The following is a 22,810-nucleotide window of genomic DNA, read 5'->3' as shown; positions in this document are numbered from 1 at the left end:
AAGTAACAACAATGAGGAGAGAGCATATGAATCCATTTGAAGAAAAAATTCGTCAGTTAAGAGCAGGAGAAATCGATCAAATCGAAGTGTCTCGGGATGATTTCTTTTTATTCCGCGAAGCTTGGATCAAGCAAGAAGATAAAAAATTCTTTCGCGGAATTGCTGGGCTTAAGGGAAATATTACCTACGTTTATGATACAACGATTGTTTAAGCTATTGACTTTTTGATGTCAGCTCGGTATCATGAAAAAGGTTCTGCGCGGCGGTGTTGGAATTGGCAGACAAGCATGACTAAGGATCATGTGAGAGCGATCTCGTGTGGGTTCGAGTCCCATTCGCCGCATGAAGGATGTACCAGACAGTGGTGCATTCTTTTTTTGCATTTAAAACGCTATGTTATAATTATTTCTTTGTATCCTGTTCAACTTCATTCAATTCTTTTGCTAATTTAGAACACAGGAGTTGCTTGTCAAATCGTCATCGGATAAAATTAAATTATTAAAAATGTGAATTTGCATATTTTGGAGGAAGCGGTAATGGAAGCGATTGGTCAAGTCTTAAAAGAGTTTAGAAAAGAGCATGGCATGACACAAAAAGACCTTTCTCAAGGGATTTGTTCCCAAAGTGTCTTAAGTCGAATCGAAAACAATGAAGAGATTCCAAATATTTTTGTGATCCAACAGCTTTGTCATCGACTAGGAATTACGATCGACCAACTGATGCTTGATTTTCTACCGGAAGAATTATTCCTGCGAAAATATTTCAATAAGATGTTCATGTATTTGCGAATTGGAAAATACTTAGAGATACGTGCAACGTTGGATTATTTGGATGAACGTCAGATCACTCATTTAGATAAAGATCGTCAATTAGCTTGTTTTTTCAAGGCAGTTTGTGCTTATTTTATTGATAAGGATGCGGAGGCTGCTCTGGAACTAGTTACACAGGGACTATCGATTTGTGTTTCAAAAAAATATGACGGCTATTTTGACAGTCGAATACTGCTATTAAGTTTTGCTGGGAAAATGAGCTCGGTTTTAGAAAGGATAAATGAAGCACATACTTATTACAATCAAAGTTTTGAATTATTTAAAACGATGATGGCAGATTATTCAGAGCGTAGTGAATTGAGCAATCTTTTTGTAAATTATGGAACGTTTTTAGTAAAACATGATCGTCTGGATTTGGCAGAAAAGGTTGTAGATATGGGGATAAAATGGAACCGACAGCAATGTAGCTATTACAAGTTGAAGGAACTTTTGGAGCTAAAAGTTCTTATGCTGGAAGCGCGCGATGAGATTCACTTGGTGATTAATTATCGGAAAATGCTGCGTGCATTAGAGAAAATAAAAGATTTGTAAATGGTCTACACCATTCTTGACTTATAATGGATTCAGGAGTAACTTTAAGGTACTAAGAAAAAAAGGGAGAGCTCACAATGAAAACATTTATTTATGCTGACAAATTCTTTTTAAACTCTGGTGTAAAAGGTGCAGGTTATTTAGATGTCACTGATGGCATTTTTGGAGCATATACGAAGGAAAAACCAGAAGAAGCAGAAATCATTGACCAAAGTGGAAAATGGATTGCTCCTGGTTTAGTGGACACACATATTCACGGATATAAAAATCATGACGTGATGGACAACGACGCTGATGGTATCAAGGTTATGTCTGAAGCTTTATTATCTTGTGGTGTAACAAGTTTCTTACCAACAACGCTGACTTCTTCGAAAGAACGTTTGAAGGATGTTGCCGAAACAATTGGAAAAATGTACAAAGAGGTTGACGGCGCGAAAATTCAAGGAATTTACTTTGAAGGACCATTCTTTACAGAAGAACACAAAGGGGCACAAAATCCTAGCTACTTTGGTGATCCAGACTTGGATACATTCCATGAATGGCAAGAAGCTTCCGGCGGTTTGATCAAAAAGATCGCTTTAGCGCCTGAACGTAAAGGTGTTAAAGAGTTTGTCAAAACAGTCACTGATGAAGGTGTAGTCGTTTCATTGGGACACTCAAATGCGACTTTGGAAGAAGCTCAAGAAGCCGTTGAAGCTGGAGCAAGCGTATTTGTTCATGCTTATAACGGGATGCGCGGCTTGAATCATCGTGAACCAGGTATGGTTGGTGCACTATTAACCTTACAACATGTCTTCTCTGAGCTGATTTGCGATGGACACCATGTGCATCCACAAGCAGCTGAGGTCTTGATGGAAAAGGCTGGACATGATCATGTGGCGTTGATTACTGACTGTATGATGGCTGGCGGTATGCCTGATGGAAACTACAATTTGGGCGAATTCCCAGTCGTGGTTGCAGAAGGAACTGCTCGTTTAGAATCTGGTAATTTAGCCGGAAGTATCTTGAAATTGAAAGAAGCAATCAAAAATGTGGTTGATTGGGGAATTGCGACTCCAGAACAAGCCGTGATGATGGCTTCATATGTACCAGCAGTCAGCTGTAAAATTGATGACAAATGCGGGATGATCGCTGAGGGTCGTGATGCGGACTTCATCGTGTTAGAACCTAACATGGATCTTGTAGCAACTTACCTTGATGGTGTTGAACGCTACCACGCGTAAATGAAAATAAATTTTTAACTCGGTCAATCTTTTGATCGAGTTTTTTTGATTTTGCTCAACTTTTTATGGTAAAATTTTTGGCAAAAGTTTTTGTGAGGAAAAATTTAATTAAAAGGAGAAATCTATGGGACCATTAATTGGTGTTATGCCGCTGTACGATGAAGACCGTGATAGTATTTGGCTGTTACCGGGGTATCAAGATTTGATCGAACAAAATGGTGGGATTCCCCTCATACTACCGTTGACGACTAATAAAGAGACGTTGCGTCCATTTTTGTCCATTTGCAGCGGTTTTCTTTTCACTGGAGGACAAGATGTTGCCCCTGCTTCGTATGGAGAAGAAAAGCAACCAGTCTGCGGTCCACAAAGCCTAACTCGTGATGAAATGGAGCTTTTTTTCATGAAAGAAGTGATAGCAGAGGACAAACCTTTACTAGCCATTTGTCGAGGTGTCCAATTACTAAACGTTTTGTGCGGGGGCACCCTTTATCAAGATCTGCCAAGCGAATATAAGAGTAAGATTGATCACCATATGAAGGCTCCCTATGATCAAGTTCAACATAAGGTTGATCTGCCTGAGGATGGTTTGTTACAACAGCTATTGCAGCGAGATAAATTGGGAGTAAATAGTTATCATCATCAGGGAATTAAGGATTTGGGCGCTGGATTAGAAGTGATAGCGATCTCGACAGATGGACTGATTGAAAGTATTTCTTTGCCAGGTGCGAAATTCGTTTTAGGTGTTCAGTGGCATCCTGAATTTTTCAATGCTGCTACGGTGGAAAATCAAGCATTGATGGCAGCGTTTCTTACAGCATGTAAATAAACGAGCGCTAAATCAAATGTAAAACGACTTAATGGGAGGAAAATAATGGCTTATGAAGGAAGCAAAACTATCCCTGCAGACAAGGATAGTTTTCTTTGGATGATTGATTTATTAAATGAATGGCAAATTGATTATTGGGTGGAAGGCGGCTGGGGGATCGACACCCTTTTAGGAAAACAAACTCGAGAGCACCGAGATATCGATATTGATTTTGACGCTTCCGCTGAGGCAGAATTAATGGAAAAGCTATTAGAACTTGGGTATCAAATCATCACTGATGAGCGCCCCACGCGGGTGGAATTGTATCATCCTAAACATGGCTTCCTCGATCTTCATCCCTTTGACCTTAGTGAGTCAGGGAAAATGAAGCAAGTAAATCCTGAAGGTGGTTGGTTTGAACTAGAAGCCGATTGGTTTTCAGAAGCTATCTTTGAAGGGCGTAGAATTCCTTGTGTTTCTGTTGAGGGACAAAGATTGTTTCACAGCGGTTATGATTTAAGAAAGATCGATTTAATTGATTTGGATAAGCTGAACGATAGCTATCCAGTCGACAATTCTCAGTAAAACAGCCTGAGATTACTCAGCTAGAAGATAGATAGGATTCGACTTCATGCTGTTGTAGTCTTCGTATTTCTGTTTTTGGGAATGCTTGATAATCTTTGCGACGATAAAGCGCGTGATGATGATCCGTGCTTTTTTTCTTATTTTCAGCTAAATAGTCTGCATAAGCTTCGTCATTTACAAAAATTTTATAGGATTTTCGACCAGTTTCGCTGATGATTTCGTAGATACCACAGGGCACTCCTTGAAGCTGATCAGCAACTCTCAAGTAGAGCTTTGCGATCTCCAAGCTTTTAAAAGGAAAATCAATTCGTTGCAGTTGGCGCTTCTCATCTTTTTGAGAACAAATACATCTACCGCAGGTTCCGCAGAGATACTGTTCGTGATTTTCTAGACAGTCCCTTTTTCCTAGTAAAGGTGTCGCGCGACAATTTACTGCATAACATTCTGCACATTCTTCCATGATTATAATCCTCCTTTTTTCTTTATTATGTAATCAAAAACTGCAGTTTTCAAACATTTTTTTAAAGTATATTTTTGTAGGCTAGCGACATCTGTCGTTGGCTTTTTTTTTCGCTATGTTAAACTAAAGGAGTTAATAATTATGATAGATGAGGGGGATTATTCAATGTCTTATATTGATGTTATAGATGAGAGTAAATATTACAAAATGGGTGAGACCATTATCAAAGCCAATGAAAAGATAAATTTCTCGATCGAAAAGGGAGAGGTCGCCGTAATCCTTGGTCCAAGTGGAGCAGGAAAATCTACAGTGTTGAATATTTTAGGCGGAATGGATAGCTGTGATGAAGGGAAAGTGGTGGTGGATGGAACCAATATTGCTGCTTTCAGTGATAAAGAATTAACCACTTATCGCCGTAATGATGTCGGATTCGTTTTTCAGTTTTACAATTTGGTTCCTAATTTGACAGCTAAGGAAAATGTTGAATTGGCCTCACAAATTGTTTCGGATGCCATGGAGCCTGAAGCAGTTTTACAATCAGTTGGATTAGGTGAACGGATGGATAATTTTCCAGCCCAACTTTCCGGTGGAGAACAACAGCGGGTAACGATCGCACGGGCTTTGGCAAAACGACCAAAATTGTTACTTTGCGATGAACCGACGGGGGCTTTGGATTTTGAAACTGGAAAACAAATTCTTAAAATATTACAGGATACTGCTCGGGAAAATGGCACGACAGTTGTCATCATCACCCACAATTCGGCGATTGCACCAATGGCTGATCGGGTGATTCGGATCAATGATGCCCAAGTGCGCAGCGAAGAGTTAAATGACCATCCTCAATCAATTGAAGATATTCAGTGGTAAGAGGTGAATAAGATGAAAAAAGCGATGCGACGAACGAATTGGCGTGAGATTCGCCAATCAAAAACTCGATTTTTCTCTATCTTGGGAATCATTTTCCTAGGTGTCGCTTTTTATGTTGGCTTGCGGGCGACTGGACCAGATATGCTTAAGACGGCCTCTAGTTATTATCAGAAGCAGAACCTGGCGGACACACGAGTGGTCTCTTCCCTCGGAATTACCGCTACTGAAATTAAAAAGATTGAAGAAGTTGAAGGCATTAAAGCAGAAGGGCGTTACTTTCAAGACGTTAATTTGAGTAAAGAAGACCAAGTCTTTCGTATTTTTAGTTATGATTCAAAGCAGACATTGAATCGCGTGGTGGTTATTAAAGGACGTTTGCCGAAAAACTCAGAAGAAATCGTTTTGGATGATCGAGCTTTAGAAAAGGACTATAAGCTGAATCAACGCTTCGACATTTCAGCTGATGAGACACAAAAGCATTTCAAAAGAGCAAATTTTAAGATCGTTGGTTTCGTAAAAAGCCCCGAGTTTATTGAAACGATTTCTCGTGGAAATACGACAGTTGGAAAAGGATCAATTGATTGCTTCGCCTTCATTTTGCCAGAGAGTTTCACGCAAAAGGTCTACTCTGAGGCGTTGATCAGCTACAAGGATTTAGAAAAAAGTTCTGCCTATTCTGATCAGTATGAAAAACGTTTGAAGAATAATCAGAAGGAACTGAAAAATCAATTAAAGGAAATTGCACCTCTTCGTTTAGCTGATTTAAAGAAGGAGCAGCAAGAAAAAATAGATCGGGCGAAAGAGAAATTCCAGCAGGAAACATCCTTAGATATTGATCGACTTACTCCTGAGCAATTGAGTGGGATAACGGCATTGAATCCTGAGCTTCCTGAGCAATTAGCGACTCTGGAAAAACAGCAGCAAACGATTGATCAGCTGCCAGCGCCAGAGTACCATCTGTTTGATCGCTCAGAGAATCCTGGCTATAGCGAGTTTAAAGACAACGCTGACCGAATCTCGTCACTTGCTTCGGTTTTTCCATGGATCTTCTTTTTGATAGCGGCTTTAGTTACGCTAACGACTATGACTCGAATGGTTGAGGAGAAGCGCAATGAATTAGGAACGTTTAAGGCCTTAGGTTATCGCAATGGTGAAATCGCGGAGAAATATTTGCTCTATGCTACATTGGCAGGTGGCGGCGGAACACTACTAGGTCTAGCAGTCGGTTTCTACTTGCTACCAGTGATTATTTTTGATGCCTATGGGCAATTGTATAATCTGGAGGATGTGTTAACACCTTGGTATCTATCCTATGCATTAATTGCTTTAGCTGTATCCTTAATTTGTTCTGTCGGCTCTGCTTGGCTTGTTCTGCGCTACGATCTAAGAGCAACACCAGCAACTTTAATGCAACCTAAGGCACCTAAAAATGGCAAACGGATTTTTTTGGAGCGATTGGGCTTTGTCTGGCGACGACTGTCATTCAGTCAAAAGGTGACTTTGCGGAATTTATTCCGCTACAAGCAGCGAATGCTGATGACAGTAATCGGAATTGCCGGTTGCATGTCAATGATTATCACAGGATTTGGGTTGCGAGACTCAATTGGCGATATCGTTACCCTGCAATTTGATAAGCTTTGGCATTATCAAGGAACGACAGTTTTCAATGAGCCGCCATCATCGGAACAAGAACAAAGCTATGTGAAAGAGTTGGAGACTTTAGCGAATTTTCAGGCGCATCTGTTTGTTTCTTTAGAGACCTTTACGGCACAAACAGAAGGAGTTTCAAAGCAGGAAATTAGTCTTTCGGTTCCTAAAGAAACAACGAAGCTATCTGATTTTTTGTCTTTTAAAAATCGAAAAGATGATATCCGTTATTCTTTAACTGATAATGGTGTCATTATCAATGAAAAACTGGCAAAGCTATTTGATTTGAAACATGGGAGTCACTTTAAAATCAAGTCTATTTCAGGCAAAGAGTACGAGGTAAAAGTAGCTTCAGTGGCTGAAAATTATGTTGGACACTTTATTTATATGACACCGAACTATTATCAACAAATATTTGATAAAGAGCCGACATACAATACGGATCTTTTACTTTTCAGTAAGGAACCAAATCAAGAAACAGAAAATCGAATAGCGAAGCAATTAATGGAAAACTCCGAAATTGCTAATGTCAGCTTTATGTCAAAGTCACGTGATGTGCTGAAGGACACGGTGCGAAGCCTCAATATTATTATGTGGGTATTAATCGTTTCAGCCGGACTTCTGGCCTTTATCGTTTTGTACAATCTGACCAATATCAATATCTCTGAACGGATTCGGGAATTGTCTACGATTAAGGTTTTAGGTTTTTACGACGGCGAAGTGGTTCGCTATGTCTATCGGGAGAATATTTTGTTGACGCTGATGGGGATTTTGTTAGGATTGGTTTTAGGGAAAATCGAGCATGGCTATATTTTACAAACGGTTGAACTGGATATGACAATGTTTTCGCCGGATATTCAACCGCTAAGTTATCTTTATGCTAGCTTGATTACCTTGTTCTTTACGCTGGTTGTCGGAATAATCATGTATTTCCGATTGAAGAAAATCGATATGATTGAAGCGTTAAAGGCAAATGACTAAATTCTTACTATGCTTAATCTCATAGGAAACATCGGTAGCAAAAATACTGATTTTCTAGGTGGTGTTTTTACCGTGAACAAATAAAGGATCAGCCCTATTTATGGGTCTGATCCTTTATTTGTTTGCGTACGTCATACAGCATTTTATTCAGATCCGCCTCTTTTTTGCGCAGTTCAACTAGATCCTCTTTGATCTGTTTCTCTTTTTCATCTGTTTGAGGGGAAATAACTCCGTTTAAAGAAATCCCAATGATTGTTCCGATGAACGTGTCTAAAACACGGTTCAACGCGTAAACAAAAGACTCACCTTGGGGGATACTCAAGGCAATCAATAGCATCGTAGCAATTGCTGAAATGATTCCCGAATTATTATTCAGTCCATCAGAGAGAACGATCACCAAGATCACGAATAGAGGTAAAATGAACAGTTCGATCAAAAAATCATTTTTAAAAAAAGCTTGAATATAGTAAAAAATCAAAGCTAATAATCCGCCAAGTGAGTTTCCTAATACGCGGGAACGACCAAAAGAGATGCTCGTGGTTAGGTCCTGACGCAGAGAAAAAACGGCCGCCAATGCAGCGATCAACGGAGAACCGCGATCGGTCACATGAAATAACAAAATACATAGCATCACAGCTAAGGCGGTTTTTATCGTTCGCATACCTAAACGAAAACGACCAATTTGCAATATTTCCTCCTACTTTCTTTTCTTTATACTTAATAGTTTAGCGGAACTTTGACAAAAAAACAAAAGGCATTGCCTAAACAATGCCTTTTGTGGAGGAGACTATTGGTTTTGTCGCCATTTTTGCTGCATTTGATCTAGAATGTCGATGACGTCTTTTGTGAAAAAGAGTGATTTATTCGGCATTTCACCTTGGATCATTTGCACCATATGTTCAATCTCGTAATTCATTGCATTACTAGAAAATCCGGATTCGATTAGTTCTCTAGTTCCATCGTTAAAGAAAATTTCCGCTTGATCAGCCCTAGGATATTCATCAATCGTTAAATAGCCATTCTCAAATGCAACGATCCCTTTTTTCGGCATTTTCGCCTGGAAAGTCAAGCTAACTGTAGCCAGCTCGTTCTTGTCATTTTGTAGAATTGTTACTGATTGCTCATCGACACCAGTGGAAAAAGGCACCATGGTTGAGGCGATCACAGCAGGCTGTTCAGTCATAAACCAACGGGCAAAGGAAACTGCATAGGTTCCGATGTCTAGTAAGGCACCCCCGGCTAGATCAGGATTAAAGAAACGATTAGTTGGATCAGGTTCTTTGTAACTACCAAAAGGCGCTTGGATCATTTTTAATTTACCCATCCGACCACTATCCATAAGTGCATGAAGTTCCTTATATAGAGGCATATTAAAGATCGTCATAGCTTCAGCTAAAACCAGTTCTTTTCTTTCCGCTAATTCAATTGCTGATTGCAGCTCAGACAGATTCATCGTGATGGCTTTTTCACACAATACGTGCTTACCTGCTTCCAAAGCTTGCATTATATGTTGATGATGCTGGCGATTTGGCACGGCAATATATATAATAGAAATATCCTTATCAGCTAATAATTCTTCGTAGCTGCCATACGCTTTTGGCAAATCGTATTGTTCAGCAAATTTTTCTGCTTTTTCTAAAGTACGTGAGGCACAAGCGGTAAGTGTACTTGTTTTTTGGTCAAAACTTTCTGCAAAGCTGTGGGCGATGCCGCCGAGTCCGACAATGCCCCATTGTAGATTGGTCATAGTAATCCTCCTAAAGCTAGATTTAAATTTTCAATAATAAATAGATAAAACTTGTTGCGTCATTTTCCAAAGTATAGCAGTAAATGTTAAAATATTTCAATCGATTTGCCAAAGAGCTGTTTTTTTTCTAAAAAATCAGTAAAATAGAGAAGGAGGGATTTTTCGTGAATCAAATTTATTTAGATTTAGTAATGAGTGCAATTTTTGAACAATTTCATACCGAGCAAGACTTTTACCAAAACTATTTAGGGGTGAATGAGGTTCAATGGCAACAGTGGAAAGCTGGCCAAAATAACTTAACACCAGAAGCAAACCAAAAAATCAAAAACTTGTTCAGCGATTATGAATGGATGTTAAGTCAAAAAGTGATTCGCCAAACTTTTTTGTTCCCCGAAAAACGTCCAACTGCAGTAGCTGAATATCGTGAAATGAAGACGATCGTTGCTCAAAAATGGATCGCCAGTGGATTAGCTCAGGTGGAGATGATTCCTTTTAAAAATAAAAATGAAGAAGAAAACCACGATTTTATCGATTTGCGCGTAACGATTGATTATGATAGTTGGGGATATAGTGATATACTGAGTTTTCGTTTACCAGCTCATATTCAAAACCAAATCGCAAGTGCACATAAAAAGACTGCATTACTTGACTGGGTAAATGAGAATTTAACGGAGACATACACGTCGTTAGACGATTAACGAGAGGATTTTTAATTTGAAAAAAACAGTAGGACTACTTTCAGTCATCATCATGTTCGGGATGACCGCTTATTCGCTTTTTTACAGCACGCCTGCAGAATCGGATGCTAAAAAAGAAACAGCTACGACCTACTCATTCGAGAAAAAGAAAACGACGAAGAAGAAAAATGCTGTGCAAAAAGCATTGCCGGATTCTAATGCAAATGATTGGAACCTTGTATTAGTTGGTCCCAAAAATAAAATTGAAAAAGAAGTAGCTGAAAGTCAGTTGACTACATTATCAGATAATAGTCATCAAGTTGACAGCAGAATTGCTAAAGATTATGAGGAATTTTCTGAGGCTGCAACAGAGGCGGGCTTTCCTTTAGTTGTCATCTCAGCGTTTCGTTCGGTTGATTCCCAAAAGGAAGTCTTTGATACAAATGTTAATGGCTTAATCAGCGGCAATGGAATGTCCGAAGAAGACGCGATTGCCAAGACGAAAGAAACGATTACTGAACCAGGCTATAGCGAACATCATACTGGTCTGGCTATCGACGTCGTTGACCAAGATTGGTACAATTCTTATTCGTCACAAGTGTTAGACGCTTCTTACGGCGATCATCCTGGCGCTAAGTGGATTGCTGAGAATGCACCAAAATATGGCTTTATCATCCGTTATTTGAAGGATCGTCAAGATATTACTGGCATTACTTATGAACCTTGGCATATTCGCTATGTAGGTAAGGAAAATGCCGAGTACATTTCTAAACACGATCTGACACTAGAAGAATTTTTGAAACAGTTGTCAGCCAAGTAAGGAGGCACCATGCCTAAAAAAACTTATAGAAAACGAAAGTCCAACGTGTCGATCCCGTTAATTTTTGCCGGGATTTTAGTCATTGGGTTGGCTTTCGTTTTTTCTTTACATACATTATCCAATTCTGGTATTGAAAATGAACCGCAGGAAGAAACGCTTACTCGCCAGCAGTTCATTGATCAATTAGCACCTCACGCCAAACAATTGCAACAAGGATATGGCGTTTTGCCTAGTATTATTTTAGGACAAGCAATTTTAGAGTCTAATTGGGGGCAATCTCAATTAGCGAGTCAATATAAAAATCTTTTCGGCATTAAAGCTTCTGGTGATCAGCCCAAAGTAAGTTTGGAAACTAAGGAATATGTAAACGAGCAATGGATCACGATTCAAGGAGATTTCAAAGTATATAATTCTTGGGAAGAATCTCTAGATGATCATACGATGCTCTTTGTGAACGGAACAAATTGGGACCCACAGCTTTATGCAGGCGTTTTGACTGCCACCGACTATAAACAAGCAGCCCAAGCTCTTCAAACCGCAGGTTACGCGACTGATCCGGATTATGCAAATAAGATCATTAGCGTGATCGAATCATATAACTTGGATCAATACGACCATTCATAGTAGAATTGGTTTAGAAACCTGTTAGGGAGATGGATGCTATGGCAGAAAACAATGCACCTGAAATTATGACTGAGCTACGAAAAGATATCGTACGAGTACCGGAAGTGATCCAAAAAGCTTCTGGAATCGTCATTTTTGGAAAAAAAATTCGATCTATAATTTTTACAACAGATATCGCGATTATCAGAAACACGGATGCGGATGCAGTGATTGCTGTTTATCCCTTTACACCGCACCCTGCAATTACCAAGAGTATTATAGAAGCAGCTGATATTCCGGTTTTTTCTGGAGTAGCAGGAGGCTTGACTCATGGTTCTCGCTCAGCATATATGGGAATGTTTGCGGAATCGCAAGGCAGTATAGGCGTTGTGGTAAACGGGCCTACACCAGTAGAGACCATTCAAGCAATCGAAGACGTGGTGGATGTTCCATTAATTGCAACGGTCACTTCAAAATACTCTAAGATTGAAGAAAAACTAGCAGCTGGAGTTGATATTATCAATATCAGTGCTGGAAAAGATACAGTGGATGCGGTGAAGCATTTTCGTAAAATGTATCCTGAGCTTCCAATCATCGCAACTGGCGGTCCGGATGAAGAGACTATTGAAGCCACGATTGATGCAGGAGCGAACGCGATCACTTATACGCCGCCTTCTAATGGCGTTCTGTTTAGTAAGAAAATGGAAAAGTATCGAAAAATGGAATATGACGAAGGTCATCAATAGAAAAACCGCCGAGAATCGGAATTGATTTTCGGTGGTTTTTTCTTGCGCTTCTTCTTACGTTTTAGGTTCAGTTAAGCTCTATTTGCGATACTTTTATGAACCTAAGAATAAGGGGTGAGTATTATCAAACGAGTAATTAATAATCTAGGAATCTTTGTGCTTATTTTGGGCGGTGCATTCATTTATTTGAGTAATACGGAGAGTTCACCTGCAAATAGTCAAACCACCGATTCATCAACAGCAGAAATTTTGATGGCAGATACCGATCTATCGACTAATCAATTGCTTGATGTGCCTTTAGAGGATCAATATGGTGGGGAGATTATGATGGAAAACGGCTGCGAGATTACAGCATTATCCATGCTACTAAACTATTACGGATATGAGACGGATAAAAATGAACTAGTCGACCTGCTTGATTTCGTTCCACTTTATGAAGATGCAGAAAATGAGATTCATGGAAATCCCCATGACGGTTTTGTGGGAAATATCTATGAAGGCTACGAGGCAATGGGTGTCGCTGTAGAACCGATCGCTGAAGTGGCTAATGAAGTTGTGCAAGATAACCAAAGGGTTGTGGCTAATAATGACACCTCATTTGATGAGCTTATCAACGTGGTTCAAGTTGGCACACCTGTTTGGGTAATTACGACGGTTGATTTTCAAGTACCAACGGAGGATGATTTTCGAACGTGGCAAACGACCAGTGGTGAAATAGAGGTATCGCCCTTATGTCATGCAGTCGTCATCACAGGTGTTGACGAGGAGAATGTCTATGTTAATGATCCCTATGGCTATAAAAATCGAGTAGTAGATCGTAGTGATTTTGAAGAGATTTACCAGCAGATGGGTACGGAATCATTATTTTTGGTGGAAAAATAGAAGACATGGAAATTTCTCTCCATGTCTTTTTCAATCTGTTTAAAAAGTTATTCTAAGCAAAAATATGCTGGAACGTTGGTAATAATTGATCAAATGAGGTGAGCTCGATGTCTTGAATTTGAGACGTTCCTTTTGGTAATTGGCGATTACGATGATTCAGCCAGAGAGATTGCCAGCCGGCACGCTTTGAGCCAATTACATCATTGTTAAAATTATCGCCGACATATAATGAGTTTTCAGGGTTTAAGGAAAATTGATTTTTTCCTAACTCAAAAATTTCTACATCCGGTTTTTCATAACCTGTAGCTTGCGAAATGATGATATTGTCCTCACTGACCCAATTTAATAGCCCTAGCTGCAGGATTTTCTTATATTGATGGTCTGTTGGTCCATTCGTGATGATGCTAACTGGGACTTTTTTAGATTTCAGAAAATCAAGGGTCTTTTCAACTTCCTGATGCATGGTGATAGCATCAAGCTCAGCTTCGTAGACCTCTTGGAAAGTCAACGCTTCCTCATCCGTAATATGGGGATAATCCAAATCCTTCAGTGATTGACTGATTCGGTGAGAACGCATATATTCTAAGGTCCATTCTTGAGTAATGACCTTATTAAAGTTTGCGTCACTATGAACACGGAAGCGAGTGTAAAGAGGGAGCATATCTTCCTCGCTTACTAGTGGAAATAATTTCTGGACTGCTTTGCGGAATGGTTCTTGTTGATCGTAAATAGTATCATCGATATCAAATACGACAGTTTCAATCAAAATCGACACGCCTTTCATTTTCAGCAAATTTTCAAATTATTACAGTTGCTATTTTAGTACAAAAAATCACACAAAAAAAGAGTAAAATCGTTGATTAGAAAAGGTTTTTACTACTAAAAAAGACAAACCGCTGTCTATCAATTTTCAGTATTTGGAACTAAAAAAAGATTTCTTTTTGAATTCTAATCTATTATGATTAGAGTAAAGAATTTGGATAGGTGGAGAAAAAATGATGCGAAGAAAAAAAAGACAAGTTACAGATTTAGAATCAATCAAAAACTTAGTCGAAAAATCACAGGTTGTAAGAATTGCCTTGAACGGTGAGGATTATCCTTATGTTGTTCCAGTGAACTTTGGGTATGAATGGAACGAGGAGAAATTAACGCTTTATGTTCACGGTGCGAATGAAGGTAAGAAAGTCTCCATGATCAAAAACGATCCTAAAGTAGCAGTAGAAATGGATGGCAACCACAAATTAGTTGAAGGAACAAGAAACGCCGCATCCTATTCCTATGCGTATCAAAGCTTGATTGGCTTTGGAGAGGCTGAGCTTTTAGATGATTTAGAGGAAAGAAGGAAAGCCTTGCATTTATTGATGGATCATGCGGCAAAAGGGGCTGAGTTTGATGAAATTCCAGAAGGTATGCTGAAGCGTACAGGAATCATTAAAATTACCTTGGACTCTTATACGATGAAAGAAAATATCCATCCTGACGATAAATAAAAAGATTGCAAACCGCATTAAAAACGGTTTGCAATCTTTTTTTACTTACGGATCTTTTTCAAACGATATTCTTCAAAGTGAGCGGCATCTCCGCGACTTTGAACATGTGCGTAAATTCCCATTAAGACCGCACCAATCGTATTGGTCAAGAGATCTCCCATCGTGTCCATCAGTGCCTCACGTCCGACTAATAGTTTCCCGGCAGAAGTTGCATATCGTTGAAGATTCATATCCGCAACGGTATCGCAAAGAAATTCCCAGAACTCCCAGAAAACGCCGCAAAGACCTGCAAAGGCGAAACCAAATAACAAGAATAGCCAAGGTGATGTTTTGCTGATATCAGCATCCTTCATGAAATATCCGATCAAGCCATAGCCAAGCGCCGTCAAGACCATTGGACTCACGGTATGCAGGATCTTATCCCAGAAGGAAATGATCGAGATCATGTGCAGAGAAGTTCCTAAAAAGACAGAAATCACTAAGAAGAACCAATAAAAATAAATAATTTTTTCAGGTAAAACGATTTTGAATAATTTCGTAATGATTTCTGGCAAGAAAATCAAAGCAATCCCAGCTAAACACTCGATTACGAAAATCACTCCTTGTTTAGTAGAGTATTTACCAATCACAAATTCGTAAATATTGTAGAGCAAACAGATTGCTCCAAAAATCAAAAGAGCCAAACGGTATTTTTTATAATTCATGGAACTCACTACCTTCTATAAAAGATTGGATTTGCTCTAACAACACTTTTTCAGTGCTAACGATTGTGCCGTTTAGTTTGATTAATCCAACGGTATAAAGATTTAAGTAATGAAATTGATTTTCTGCAGGTGTTTGCAACGCCTCTAACTTCTTTCGATTATCCGCGCCTTGTTGACGAGAATCTGTATACAATCCAATAACAGGAATGCCTTTCGCGTAAGCAACGCCGATTTCAGAAGCAACACCTGCATCAATGGTCAATCCATCTAACAACGCCACCATCAAATCACTTTTTAAAACCTCTTCAGTATCGGCAAGCGCGATCATCTTACTGTCAGCATACGCTGATTTATCATTAATTCCTTCATTTTCCTGAGGTAAATAAACGGTGAGCGTTGAATCAATTTCTCGAATTTTTTCAACTAAATACTTGTTATAAAGTAAGTCGCTTTGTGCAAATAGCGATGCAGCAAAATAAATGTGTTTAGAAGTAGTCACTAAAATAAGCCTCCATATCTGGGATTGTTGTTTCTAATAATTCAATTGCTTTTTTGTCGGCCTCAAGCCGCTCAATTCGCGCGAGATACGCAGCACGCCGATAATTCATCAGCATGCAGGTCAAGGTTTGAATATTCAGCGCGATTCGTCTTCCCTGAGGCTGATCGGAAATAGTTAACTCACCTGCGTCATTCCAGCTAAGGGAGAAAATGCCATTGTTCCATTCAGCAACGGGGTCCTCCACCTCAAAATAGAAGGGTTCGACTGATTTTTCAAATGGGTATTCCAATAAAAACTCTTTTACATCAACGATCCGCGCCATAAAGAAAGGAGCAATTGTCTCGGTGATTTCGCTGTCATCCAATAAGAAGGAGAGGGGTTCATTTTTAAAAATATCGCCCTTGACCCAATAAACCATCGAAAAATGCGCGCTAATAAAATTCCATAAGCCATTGCGTGCTTCTTGATTTAAGTAGAACATTTCCTTAATATGGAAAACCTCGTCAGAAATCCAATAAAACAACACACCAGTCGGTTTTTTATCAGCGTTATAGTAAATTGCGGCGATACGTTCCTCTTCATTTTCAAATCGCCAATACTCTTCCCAATTCAATTCCTTTCGAATCATCGCCCCGTGATTATTTAAGGCAAATTCATGATAGACTTGATAAACATCAGGATCATCGACTTCCTTACGCTCGACGATTCCTGGCAGGTCAACTTGTTTTGGCAGCTGGGTGTCTTTGATTTTAAAGCTAAGCTTGTCAGACATAATTTCCCAACCCTTACGGCGATAATATGGGATGTTGTAAGGATACAAGTAGGAAATCCATTGTTGATCCTCACGCATTTGGACTAAAGCCTTTTTGATTAAATCCTTCATCAAGCCATGATTGGCATATTCGGGATAGGTTCCAACACCAGTAACGCCGCCCATTTGGAAAAGCTTCCCGTGAATATTTACTTCACAAGGATAAATGGCTATCTGGGAAATCAAATTATCACCATGGAACCAGCCAAAAACTTTCGATTGTTCTAAGACCGGCTTTTTCGCCCGCACCATTTCTCTTTTATTCTCGTATCCGCTATTTTCAATATCACTTTCTGTCACTTGAAAGACATAACTAAGCAGCTCATCATATTGCGCTAAGTGTTCCTCACCTACAGGCTTTAAGACGAGCTGTTCCTTAAAGTCACTATCCATACGTTCATCTCCTAAAAATAGTATCATATGAGTTATTCCACTAAACTGATTAAAAAGCTAGTAGAATTCAGCCTCAAATTAATCTATATTCTAAGTATAGCAAAACAAGCATGATATTTCTCTTACTGACTTTTAGAAATAGGGGAAAAGACTTTTTTTCTATTCCGATCGTTGGTATAATTGACAGTGCTGATTAAAAGAAATGAGGAACATTGATGAATATAGAAGAAATGAAGAAACGCCAGCAGATGATTCGAAATTTTTCGATCATTGCGCATATTGATCATGGGAAGTCGACATTGGCTGACCGAATCTTAGAACAAACGAATACTGTAAGTTCCCGTGAAATGCAGGAGCAATTGCTAGACTCAATGGATCTTGAACGTGAACGTGGAATTACAATCAAATTGAATGCGGTCGAGTTGCATTATACTGCTAATGATGGTCAAAATTATATTTTCCATTTGATTGACACGCCAGGACACGTCGATTTTACCTATGAAGTATCCAGGAGCTTAGCCGCCTGTGAAGGTGCAGTTTTAGTTGTTGATGCGGCTCAGGGAATTGAAGCCCAGACACTAGCGAATGTTTATTTAGCGTTAGACAACGATTTGGAAATCTTGCCAGTCATTAACAAAATCGATTTACCAGCCGCTGATCCAGAGCGAGTTCGTAAGGAAATCGAAGATGTGATTGGAATTGATGCGGAAGATGCGGTTCTTGCTAGTGCCAAAACAGGCATCGGGATTAGCGAGATTTTAGAGCAAATCGTAACGAATGTTCCTGCACCAAGTGGTGATTTAGATGCGCCATTAAAAGCGTTGATTTTTGATTCCGTTTATGACAGCTATCGTGGCGTTGTCTTAAACGTTCGTATTACGGATGGCATTGTCCGTCCCGGAGATAAGATTCAATTGATGAGTAACGGCAAAACCTTCGATGTAACAGAAGTTGGAGTTTTTTCACCGAAAGCTGTTCAACGAGATTATTTGATGGTAGGAGACGTCGGCTACATTACTGCCAGCATTAAGTCTGTCCAAGATACGCGCGTTGGGGATACCGTGACACTTGCGAATAATCCAGCAGCAGAAGCCTTGGCTGGCTATCGTAAAATGAATCCGATGGTGTTCTGTGGTCTCTATCCGATTGATACCTCTCGTTATAATGATTTGCGAGAAGCGTTAGAAAAATTGCAATTAAATGATGCGGCGTTACAATTCGAACCAGAAACCTCACAAGCTTTAGGCTTTGGTTTCCGTTGCGGCTTCCTAGGTCTGCTACACATGGATGTAGTTCAAGAACGTCTGGAGCGTGAATTTAATCTTGAATTGATCACTACGGCACCATCGGTTATTTACCATGTAAACTTGACTGACGGCACGCAGTTGATCGTGGATAATCCTTCAGATTTTCCTGATCCATCAAAAATTCAAAACGTAGAAGAACCTTTCGTGAAAGCTAATATTATGGTACCAAATGATTATGTCGGTGCTGTTATGGAGCTTTCTCAACGCAAACGTGGCGAGTTTATTACTATGGATTATCTAGATGATTATCGCGTGAATGTTGTTTACAATATTCCATTGTCGGAAATTGTCTTTGACTTCTTTGATAAATTAAAATCAAGTACAAAAGGGTATGCCTCATTGGATTACGAAATGGCTGATTATCGCGAAAGCCGTTTAGTCAAAATGGACATTCTATTGAATGCTGAAAAAGTCGATGCCTTAAGCTTTATCGTTCACCGCGAGTTCGCACAAGAACGTGGCCGTGCAATCGTTGATAAATTGAAGACCTTAATCCCACGTCAGCAGTTTGAAGTACCGATCCAAGCAACTATTGGTACCAAAATCGTTGCCCGTACAGATATCAAAGCTTTACGTAAAAATGTATTGGCTAAATGTTACGGCGGGGATGTTTCTCGAAAACGGAAATTGTTAGAGAAACAAAAAGAAGGGAAGAAACGGATGAAACAGATTGGCTCCGTTGAAGTCCCTCAGGAGGCATTCATGGCCGTTCTGAAAATGGATGAGGATGAACCTAAGAAAAAATAGCTTTTTTGAACTACGATTAAAGTTATGAGGCGTTGGATCAGTGATCCTTCGCCTTTTTATATGTTCATATAGTTGGAACGGGCAAGTAGATGAGTCTGATTCTTAATTGAAAAAGAAGAAGCTCCAACTTGAAAATTTAGCTATATTTAATTAATTACATAAAAATAAGAAAATCATCACAGGATATACCAAGTAAAAATGTCTTACCAGATTAATCGAATAATTATCTATTTCTTCAAAAGCTTGAGTTTACTAATACTCGCAATAAAAATTTCATAGCTTACTGAAAAAAATGACCATCTTTTTAATAATTGCAATGATACGATTGGGGCACTATTAAAAAGAAGGTGATGGTCATTAATAAAGTCGTATATCTATTCAAAATTTCTTTCGGATTAGCAATTATCTCTTTAGCCTTGAATTTCTTTTTATTACCGCATAATATCGCTTCCGCAGGGGTTGGAGCAATTGGTCATTTACTTGAACTGAGATGGTCTGTCAGTAGCATTTATACAGTTTGGTTCATTAATCTGTTCATGCTTGTAATGACCTATATAATGTTGGACAGACAAGTTTTTTCTAAAATATTTTTAGGCAGCCTGCTTTTTCCTATTTTTTTAAAGGTTATTCCAGCGAACCAAGTATTATTTTCTCATATGGCTTCCTTAATTATAGGTAGCACATTGTTTAGCTTGGGAGTATTTTTTCTTTATAAATCCAACTCGTCAAATGGAGGAATTACTATCCCTCCCATTATACTCGAACGCTATTTTAGAATACCTACTCATCGAGGATTATTGTTAACTAATCTAGTCATTATTTTTTTGAATTTCTATATTTTGAGACCGGTAGATGGACTTTTTGCAGTATTATCGATTCTAATTATGACCTTCTCTATGAAATTATACACAGCTATTGATAATAAATGGTTGATACGAGAAGCAGGTAATATAAATATCAATAAGTAGAGTACCAAGCTGTCAATAGGATATTGGCAGTTTTTTTTAGACAAAATTAGTTATTATTTTATGAGTCGATTCGATGCGTTGCTGTAATTTATTATCATGTTAGTTGATTTATTCTGAAACAGATGACGAGAATAAACTCTTTGTAATCACAGCTTGCTACGTAATAGTCATTTGAGTATACTGGTTAAATGATGTCTCATTCTAGCTGTATTTCTATTTTGCTAATGTATTCTAAATAAGAAAGAATCACAGCTTCGATTTTTTTATCAAATAAATATGATTTTTGGATTTTAGGACAAATACAATCAAGAAAGGGCACATTTATGGAACGAATTAAAGCTCTATTATCAGAAAAATTTGGTTATACGCAATTTCGGAATGGGCAAGAGGAGATCATTCAAAAGGTATTGCAGAAGCAGAATGTTTTAGGGATCATGCCGACCGGTGGCGGAAAGTCGATTTGTTACCAATTACCAGCACTTGTTCTGGAAGGTTTAACTTTGGTCATCTCTCCTTTGATTTCCTTAATGAAAGATCAGGTTGATAGTTTGAATGAAGTGGGTATTCCTGCTGCGTTTATTAATAGTACTTTGTCCAATCTTGAGATGAACGAACGCGTGCGAAAAGCAGCCCGCGGCGAGATCAAATTGCTGTATGTGGCACCAGAGCGCTTAGAATCAGCGGATTTTCGCGAATTGTTGCGTTACGTACCGATTGAACTTTTAGCAGTCGATGAAGCTCATTGTATTTCTCAGTGGGGACATGATTTTCGCCCAAGCTATTTAAAATTAGCGGAAACCATTGCGAATTTCGATCAGCAGCCGACAGTTATCGCGTTGACCGCGACCGCAACTCCACAAGTCGCAGATGATATTTCAAATCTATTACATATTTCAAAAGAAAACGAGATCAAAACGGGCTTTGCGCGAGAAAATCTGGCGTTTCAAGTGGTCAAGGATCAAAAGGATCTGTATCTGACGGAGTATTTAAAGTTAAATCAGGGACAATCAGGTATTATCTATGCTTCTACCCGCAAAGAGGTGGAACGTTTGTATCATTTATTGAAGCACCAGCAATTTTCTGTCGGTAAATATCATGGTGGTTTGAATGACGCCGAGCGTATGCAGAATCAAGAGGATTTTTTATTTGACCGCATTCAAGTGATGATTGCCACTAATGCTTTTGGTATGGGGATCAATAAAAGTAATGTTCGTTTTGTGATTCACGCCCAAATTCCGGGGAATCTAGAATCTTATTATCAAGAAGCCGGTCGTGCTGGTCGTGATGGACTGCCAAGTGAGGCTGTCTTATTATACGCGCCGCAGGATCTTCAGGTTCAGAAATTTTTTATTGAACAATCTCAATCAGAAAGCTCGTATCAACAAAATGAATACACGAAATTGCGAGAAATGAATCAATATGGGCATACTCAAATGTGCTTGCAGCGCTATATTTTAAACTACTTTGGTGAGGATCAGCCGGATTGCGGAAAATGCAGCAACTGTTTGGATGATAGAGAATTAGTTGATATCACTACCGATACGCAAAAAGTGTTATCTTGTGTAAAGCGGATGGGAGAAAAATTTGGGAAGGCCCTAGTTGCGAAAGTTTTAACTGGATCGAACGATCAAAAAATTAAACAATGGCGCTTTGAACAGCTGCCAACCTATGGCTTGATGAAGGAGTATTCGCAAAAAGAAGTGTCTGGCTTGATCGACTACTTGACGGCTGAGCACTATTTAGTGCCTTCCGAAGGACAATACCCTCTACTCACCGTTTCCGAGCAAGGAATTTCGGTTCTCTTAGGCAAACAGGAGGTTTATCGTAAGCAGGCACCAGTGAAACAATTAGTTGCAGATGATGCACTTTTTGAAGAGATGCGAAGCTTGCGTTCTCAACTGGCTCAAGAAAAAAATCTACCGCCATATGTGATTTTCTCTGATAAAACATTGATGGAGCTAGCAGAAAAGCAGCCACAAACTTCTCTAGAATTTTTGCAAATCAAAGGGGTCGGCAAAAGTAAGCTGGATAATTATGGCGAGCAATTTTTAGCGCTTTTGAAAAAGGAAAATTAATCGTTAAAAAAACACGTTCTCACTTAGTTGAGAGCGTGTTTTTTGTTCATCTTGATTTAGTTTGTTTCAAAGATTCGCGGGATGATTGTATCGATTCGCAACAATTCATCCTCAGAAAGCGTCTTTCCATCTTTTTTCCAGACGTTGATTCGACGATGCTCCTTTTCAAGAGCATAGTTTTCTGTCACATATTTTGCTCGCGGATTATTCAGCAGTTCTTTAATAAATTGAGCACGCAATTGGCTAAGCGTCAGCCCATGCTCTCCTTGTTTTAAAAAAGGTGATTCATAGTGGTAAACACGTTGGTCAGTTGAAACTGTTCCTCGCATAGTAGTCTCCTTTTCTTAGTGTATAGCCTCTATTTTAACAGTGATTGATGGGTTAAAAAATAGTATTTCAAAAGTTAAGAAAA

General features: G+C 39.0%; 24 protein-coding genes and 1 tRNA gene. 17 read left to right on the top strand and 8 right to left on the bottom strand.

Going from position 1 to position 22,810, the window contains the following annotated elements; genetic code table 11:
* The first annotated feature begins 26 nt into the window (after positions 1-26).
* From AUF14_RS07020 to AUF14_RS06995, 6 genes are all read left to right on the top strand, one after another.
* On the top strand, positions 27-212 hold the full coding sequence (locus AUF14_RS07020) for a hypothetical protein (protein ID WP_016180002.1): 186 nt from the start codon (positions 27-29) through the stop codon (positions 210-212).
* 47 nt (positions 213-259) lie between these two features.
* Positions 260-343, top strand: a tRNA-Leu gene (locus tag AUF14_RS07015).
* 193 nt (positions 344-536) lie between these two features.
* On the top strand, positions 537-1,361 hold the full coding sequence (locus AUF14_RS07010; RefSeq protein ID WP_016180003.1) for a helix-turn-helix domain-containing protein: 825 nt from the start codon (positions 537-539) through the stop codon (positions 1,359-1,361).
* A gap of 77 nt (positions 1,362-1,438) precedes the next feature.
* Positions 1,439-2,584, top strand: coding sequence for an N-acetylglucosamine-6-phosphate deacetylase (gene nagA / locus AUF14_RS07005; RefSeq protein WP_049221221.1), 1,146 nt, complete (start codon positions 1,439-1,441; stop codon positions 2,582-2,584).
* A gap of 124 nt (positions 2,585-2,708) precedes the next feature.
* Entirely contained in the window at positions 2,709-3,410 is a 702-nt protein-coding gene (locus tag AUF14_RS07000; RefSeq protein ID WP_049221224.1) for a gamma-glutamyl-gamma-aminobutyrate hydrolase family protein, read from the top strand.
* A gap of 45 nt (positions 3,411-3,455) precedes the next feature.
* Positions 3,456-3,974, top strand: coding sequence for a nucleotidyltransferase domain-containing protein (locus tag AUF14_RS06995; RefSeq protein ID WP_049221227.1), 519 nt, complete (start codon positions 3,456-3,458; stop codon positions 3,972-3,974).
* 16 nt (positions 3,975-3,990) lie between these two features.
* On the opposite strand, the gene AUF14_RS06990 is transcribed toward AUF14_RS06995, so the two are convergent.
* A complete protein-coding gene (locus tag AUF14_RS06990; protein WP_049221230.1) occupies positions 3,991-4,434 on the bottom strand; it encodes a hypothetical protein in 444 nt (147 codons plus the stop codon).
* Between the two features lie 165 nt (positions 4,435-4,599).
* Between AUF14_RS06990 and AUF14_RS06985 the strand changes: the two genes are divergently transcribed.
* Complete coding sequence (locus tag AUF14_RS06985) at positions 4,600-5,301, top strand: ABC transporter ATP-binding protein (protein WP_034877173.1); 702 nt, start codon at positions 4,600-4,602, stop codon at positions 5,299-5,301.
* A 12-nt stretch (positions 5,302-5,313) separates the two neighbouring features.
* Positions 5,314-7,929, top strand: coding sequence for an ABC transporter permease (locus AUF14_RS06980; RefSeq protein WP_102865967.1), 2,616 nt, complete (start codon positions 5,314-5,316; stop codon positions 7,927-7,929).
* 94 nt (positions 7,930-8,023) lie between these two features.
* Here the strand turns inward: AUF14_RS06980 and AUF14_RS06975 are convergent, their stop codons facing one another.
* Together AUF14_RS06975 and AUF14_RS06970 are read right to left on the bottom strand one after the other, a co-directional pair.
* Positions 8,024-8,617: an FUSC family protein gene (locus AUF14_RS06975; protein ID WP_016180011.1), complete on the bottom strand. Its 594-nt coding sequence runs from the start codon at positions 8,615-8,617 to the stop codon at positions 8,024-8,026.
* Positions 8,618-8,716: 99 nt separating this feature from the next.
* Complete coding sequence (locus AUF14_RS06970; protein WP_102865966.1) at positions 8,717-9,676, bottom strand: Gfo/Idh/MocA family protein; 960 nt, start codon at positions 9,674-9,676, stop codon at positions 8,717-8,719.
* Positions 9,677-9,840: 164 nt separating this feature from the next.
* Between AUF14_RS06970 and AUF14_RS06965 the strand changes: the two genes are divergently transcribed.
* The 5 genes from AUF14_RS06965 (at position 9,841) to AUF14_RS06945 (ending at position 13,404) form a co-directional block, all read left to right on the top strand.
* Positions 9,841-10,374, top strand: a complete 534-nt coding sequence (locus AUF14_RS06965) for a hypothetical protein (protein ID WP_049218249.1) — start codon at positions 9,841-9,843, stop codon at positions 10,372-10,374.
* A gap of 16 nt (positions 10,375-10,390) precedes the next feature.
* Positions 10,391-11,173 (top strand): M15 family metallopeptidase, encoded by a 783-nt coding sequence (locus AUF14_RS06960; protein WP_049218247.1) that lies wholly within the window; start codon positions 10,391-10,393, stop codon positions 11,171-11,173.
* A gap of 9 nt (positions 11,174-11,182) precedes the next feature.
* Positions 11,183-11,797, top strand: a complete 615-nt coding sequence (locus AUF14_RS06955) for a glycoside hydrolase family 73 protein (protein WP_102865965.1) — start codon at positions 11,183-11,185, stop codon at positions 11,795-11,797.
* A 38-nt stretch (positions 11,798-11,835) separates the two neighbouring features.
* The gene (locus AUF14_RS06950; protein ID WP_048718888.1) at positions 11,836-12,522 is read left to right on the top strand and encodes a beta/alpha barrel domain-containing protein; all 687 of its coding nucleotides are present in this window, start codon (positions 11,836-11,838) and stop codon (positions 12,520-12,522) included.
* A gap of 165 nt (positions 12,523-12,687) precedes the next feature.
* The gene (locus AUF14_RS06945) at positions 12,688-13,404 is read left to right on the top strand and encodes a C39 family peptidase (protein WP_082158214.1); all 717 of its coding nucleotides are present in this window, start codon (positions 12,688-12,690) and stop codon (positions 13,402-13,404) included.
* Positions 13,405-13,456: 52 nt separating this feature from the next.
* On the opposite strand, the gene AUF14_RS06940 is transcribed toward AUF14_RS06945, so the two are convergent.
* Complete coding sequence (locus AUF14_RS06940) at positions 13,457-14,188, bottom strand: HAD family hydrolase (RefSeq protein ID WP_082158213.1); 732 nt, start codon at positions 14,186-14,188, stop codon at positions 13,457-13,459.
* Positions 14,189-14,402: 214 nt separating this feature from the next.
* Here AUF14_RS06940 and AUF14_RS06935 point away from each other — a divergent pair, with 214 nt between their 5' ends.
* The gene (locus AUF14_RS06935) at positions 14,403-14,894 is read left to right on the top strand and encodes a pyridoxamine 5'-phosphate oxidase family protein (RefSeq protein WP_049218250.1); all 492 of its coding nucleotides are present in this window, start codon (positions 14,403-14,405) and stop codon (positions 14,892-14,894) included.
* A gap of 41 nt (positions 14,895-14,935) precedes the next feature.
* On the opposite strand, the gene AUF14_RS06930 is transcribed toward AUF14_RS06935, so the two are convergent.
* Genes AUF14_RS06930 through AUF14_RS06920 form a run of 3 tightly spaced genes read right to left on the bottom strand, consistent with a single transcriptional unit; the run spans position 14,936 to position 17,301 of the window.
* On the bottom strand, positions 14,936-15,598 hold the full coding sequence (locus AUF14_RS06930; protein WP_016180020.1) for a hypothetical protein: 663 nt from the start codon (positions 15,596-15,598) through the stop codon (positions 14,936-14,938).
* Positions 15,588-16,097, bottom strand: a complete 510-nt coding sequence (locus tag AUF14_RS06925) for a nucleoside 2-deoxyribosyltransferase (RefSeq protein WP_016180021.1) — start codon at positions 16,095-16,097, stop codon at positions 15,588-15,590. Before AUF14_RS06925 ends, AUF14_RS06930 begins: the two co-directional genes overlap by 11 nt.
* Positions 16,084-17,301 carry a GNAT family N-acetyltransferase gene (locus AUF14_RS06920; protein ID WP_049220413.1) on the bottom strand — a complete coding sequence of 406 codons (1,218 nt, stop codon included), beginning with the start codon at positions 17,299-17,301 and terminating at the stop codon, positions 16,084-16,086. The genes AUF14_RS06925 and AUF14_RS06920 overlap by 14 nt, the downstream gene beginning before the upstream one ends.
* Positions 17,302-17,516: 215 nt before the next feature.
* On the opposite strand from AUF14_RS06920, the gene lepA reads away from it, so the two are divergent.
* The 3 genes from lepA (at position 17,517) to recQ (ending at position 22,398) form a co-directional block, all read left to right on the top strand.
* Positions 17,517-19,355: a translation elongation factor 4 gene (gene lepA / locus AUF14_RS06915; RefSeq protein WP_016180023.1), complete on the top strand. Its 1,839-nt coding sequence runs from the start codon at positions 17,517-17,519 to the stop codon at positions 19,353-19,355.
* 350 nt (positions 19,356-19,705) lie between these two features.
* Complete coding sequence (locus tag AUF14_RS06910) at positions 19,706-20,323, top strand: YitT family protein (RefSeq protein WP_048719040.1); 618 nt, start codon at positions 19,706-19,708, stop codon at positions 20,321-20,323.
* A 323-nt stretch (positions 20,324-20,646) separates the two neighbouring features.
* Positions 20,647-22,398, top strand: a complete 1,752-nt coding sequence (recQ, locus tag AUF14_RS06905) for a DNA helicase RecQ (RefSeq protein WP_049221507.1) — start codon at positions 20,647-20,649, stop codon at positions 22,396-22,398.
* A 56-nt stretch (positions 22,399-22,454) separates the two neighbouring features.
* Here the strand turns inward: recQ and AUF14_RS06900 are convergent, their stop codons facing one another.
* On the bottom strand, positions 22,455-22,727 hold the full coding sequence (locus tag AUF14_RS06900) for a hypothetical protein (RefSeq protein WP_049221504.1): 273 nt from the start codon (positions 22,725-22,727) through the stop codon (positions 22,455-22,457).
* Positions 22,728-22,810 lie beyond the last annotated feature (83 nt).

Source organism: Enterococcus avium, from assembly GCF_002891025.1.
Taxonomy (GTDB): Bacteria; Bacillota; Bacilli; order Lactobacillales; family Enterococcaceae; genus Enterococcus_A; species Enterococcus_A avium.
The sequence above is the reverse complement of the archived record's forward strand: the minus strand, read 5'-3'. Positions and strand labels throughout refer to the sequence as shown.

Excerpts from the sequence above, each read along its gene's own strand:
- AUF14_RS07020 (WP_016180002.1), top strand. The coding sequence starts at position 27 with ATGAATCCATTTGAAGAAAAAATTCGTCAGTTAAGAGCAGGAGAAATC.
- AUF14_RS07010 (WP_016180003.1), top strand. The coding sequence starts at position 537 with ATGGAAGCGATTGGTCAAGTCTTAAAAGAGTTTAGAAAAGAGCATGGC.
- nagA (WP_049221221.1), top strand. The coding sequence starts at position 1,439 with ATGAAAACATTTATTTATGCTGACAAATTCTTTTTAAACTCTGGTGTA.
- AUF14_RS07000 (WP_049221224.1), top strand. The coding sequence starts at position 2,709 with ATGGGACCATTAATTGGTGTTATGCCGCTGTACGATGAAGACCGTGAT.
- AUF14_RS06995 (WP_049221227.1), top strand. The coding sequence starts at position 3,456 with ATGGCTTATGAAGGAAGCAAAACTATCCCTGCAGACAAGGATAGTTTT.
- AUF14_RS06990 (WP_049221230.1), bottom strand. The coding sequence starts at position 4,434 with ATGGAAGAATGTGCAGAATGTTATGCAGTAAATTGTCGCGCGACACCT.
- AUF14_RS06985 (WP_034877173.1), top strand. The coding sequence starts at position 4,600 with ATGTCTTATATTGATGTTATAGATGAGAGTAAATATTACAAAATGGGT.
- AUF14_RS06980 (WP_102865967.1), top strand. The coding sequence starts at position 5,314 with ATGAAAAAAGCGATGCGACGAACGAATTGGCGTGAGATTCGCCAATCA.
- AUF14_RS06970 (WP_102865966.1), bottom strand. The coding sequence starts at position 9,676 with ATGACCAATCTACAATGGGGCATTGTCGGACTCGGCGGCATCGCCCAC.
- AUF14_RS06955 (WP_102865965.1), top strand. The coding sequence starts at position 11,183 with ATGCCTAAAAAAACTTATAGAAAACGAAAGTCCAACGTGTCGATCCCG.
- AUF14_RS06950 (WP_048718888.1), top strand. The coding sequence starts at position 11,836 with ATGGCAGAAAACAATGCACCTGAAATTATGACTGAGCTACGAAAAGAT.
- AUF14_RS06940 (WP_082158213.1), bottom strand. The coding sequence starts at position 14,188 with ATGAAAGGCGTGTCGATTTTGATTGAAACTGTCGTATTTGATATCGAT.
- AUF14_RS06935 (WP_049218250.1), top strand. The coding sequence starts at position 14,403 with ATGCGAAGAAAAAAAAGACAAGTTACAGATTTAGAATCAATCAAAAAC.
- AUF14_RS06930 (WP_016180020.1), bottom strand. The coding sequence starts at position 15,598 with ATGAATTATAAAAAATACCGTTTGGCTCTTTTGATTTTTGGAGCAATC.
- AUF14_RS06920 (WP_049220413.1), bottom strand. The coding sequence starts at position 17,301 with ATGGATAGTGACTTTAAGGAACAGCTCGTCTTAAAGCCTGTAGGTGAG.
- lepA (WP_016180023.1), top strand. The coding sequence starts at position 17,517 with ATGAATATAGAAGAAATGAAGAAACGCCAGCAGATGATTCGAAATTTT.
- AUF14_RS06910 (WP_048719040.1), top strand. The coding sequence starts at position 19,706 with ATGGTCATTAATAAAGTCGTATATCTATTCAAAATTTCTTTCGGATTA.
- recQ (WP_049221507.1), top strand. The coding sequence starts at position 20,647 with ATGGAACGAATTAAAGCTCTATTATCAGAAAAATTTGGTTATACGCAA.
- AUF14_RS06900 (WP_049221504.1), bottom strand. The coding sequence starts at position 22,727 with ATGCGAGGAACAGTTTCAACTGACCAACGTGTTTACCACTATGAATCA.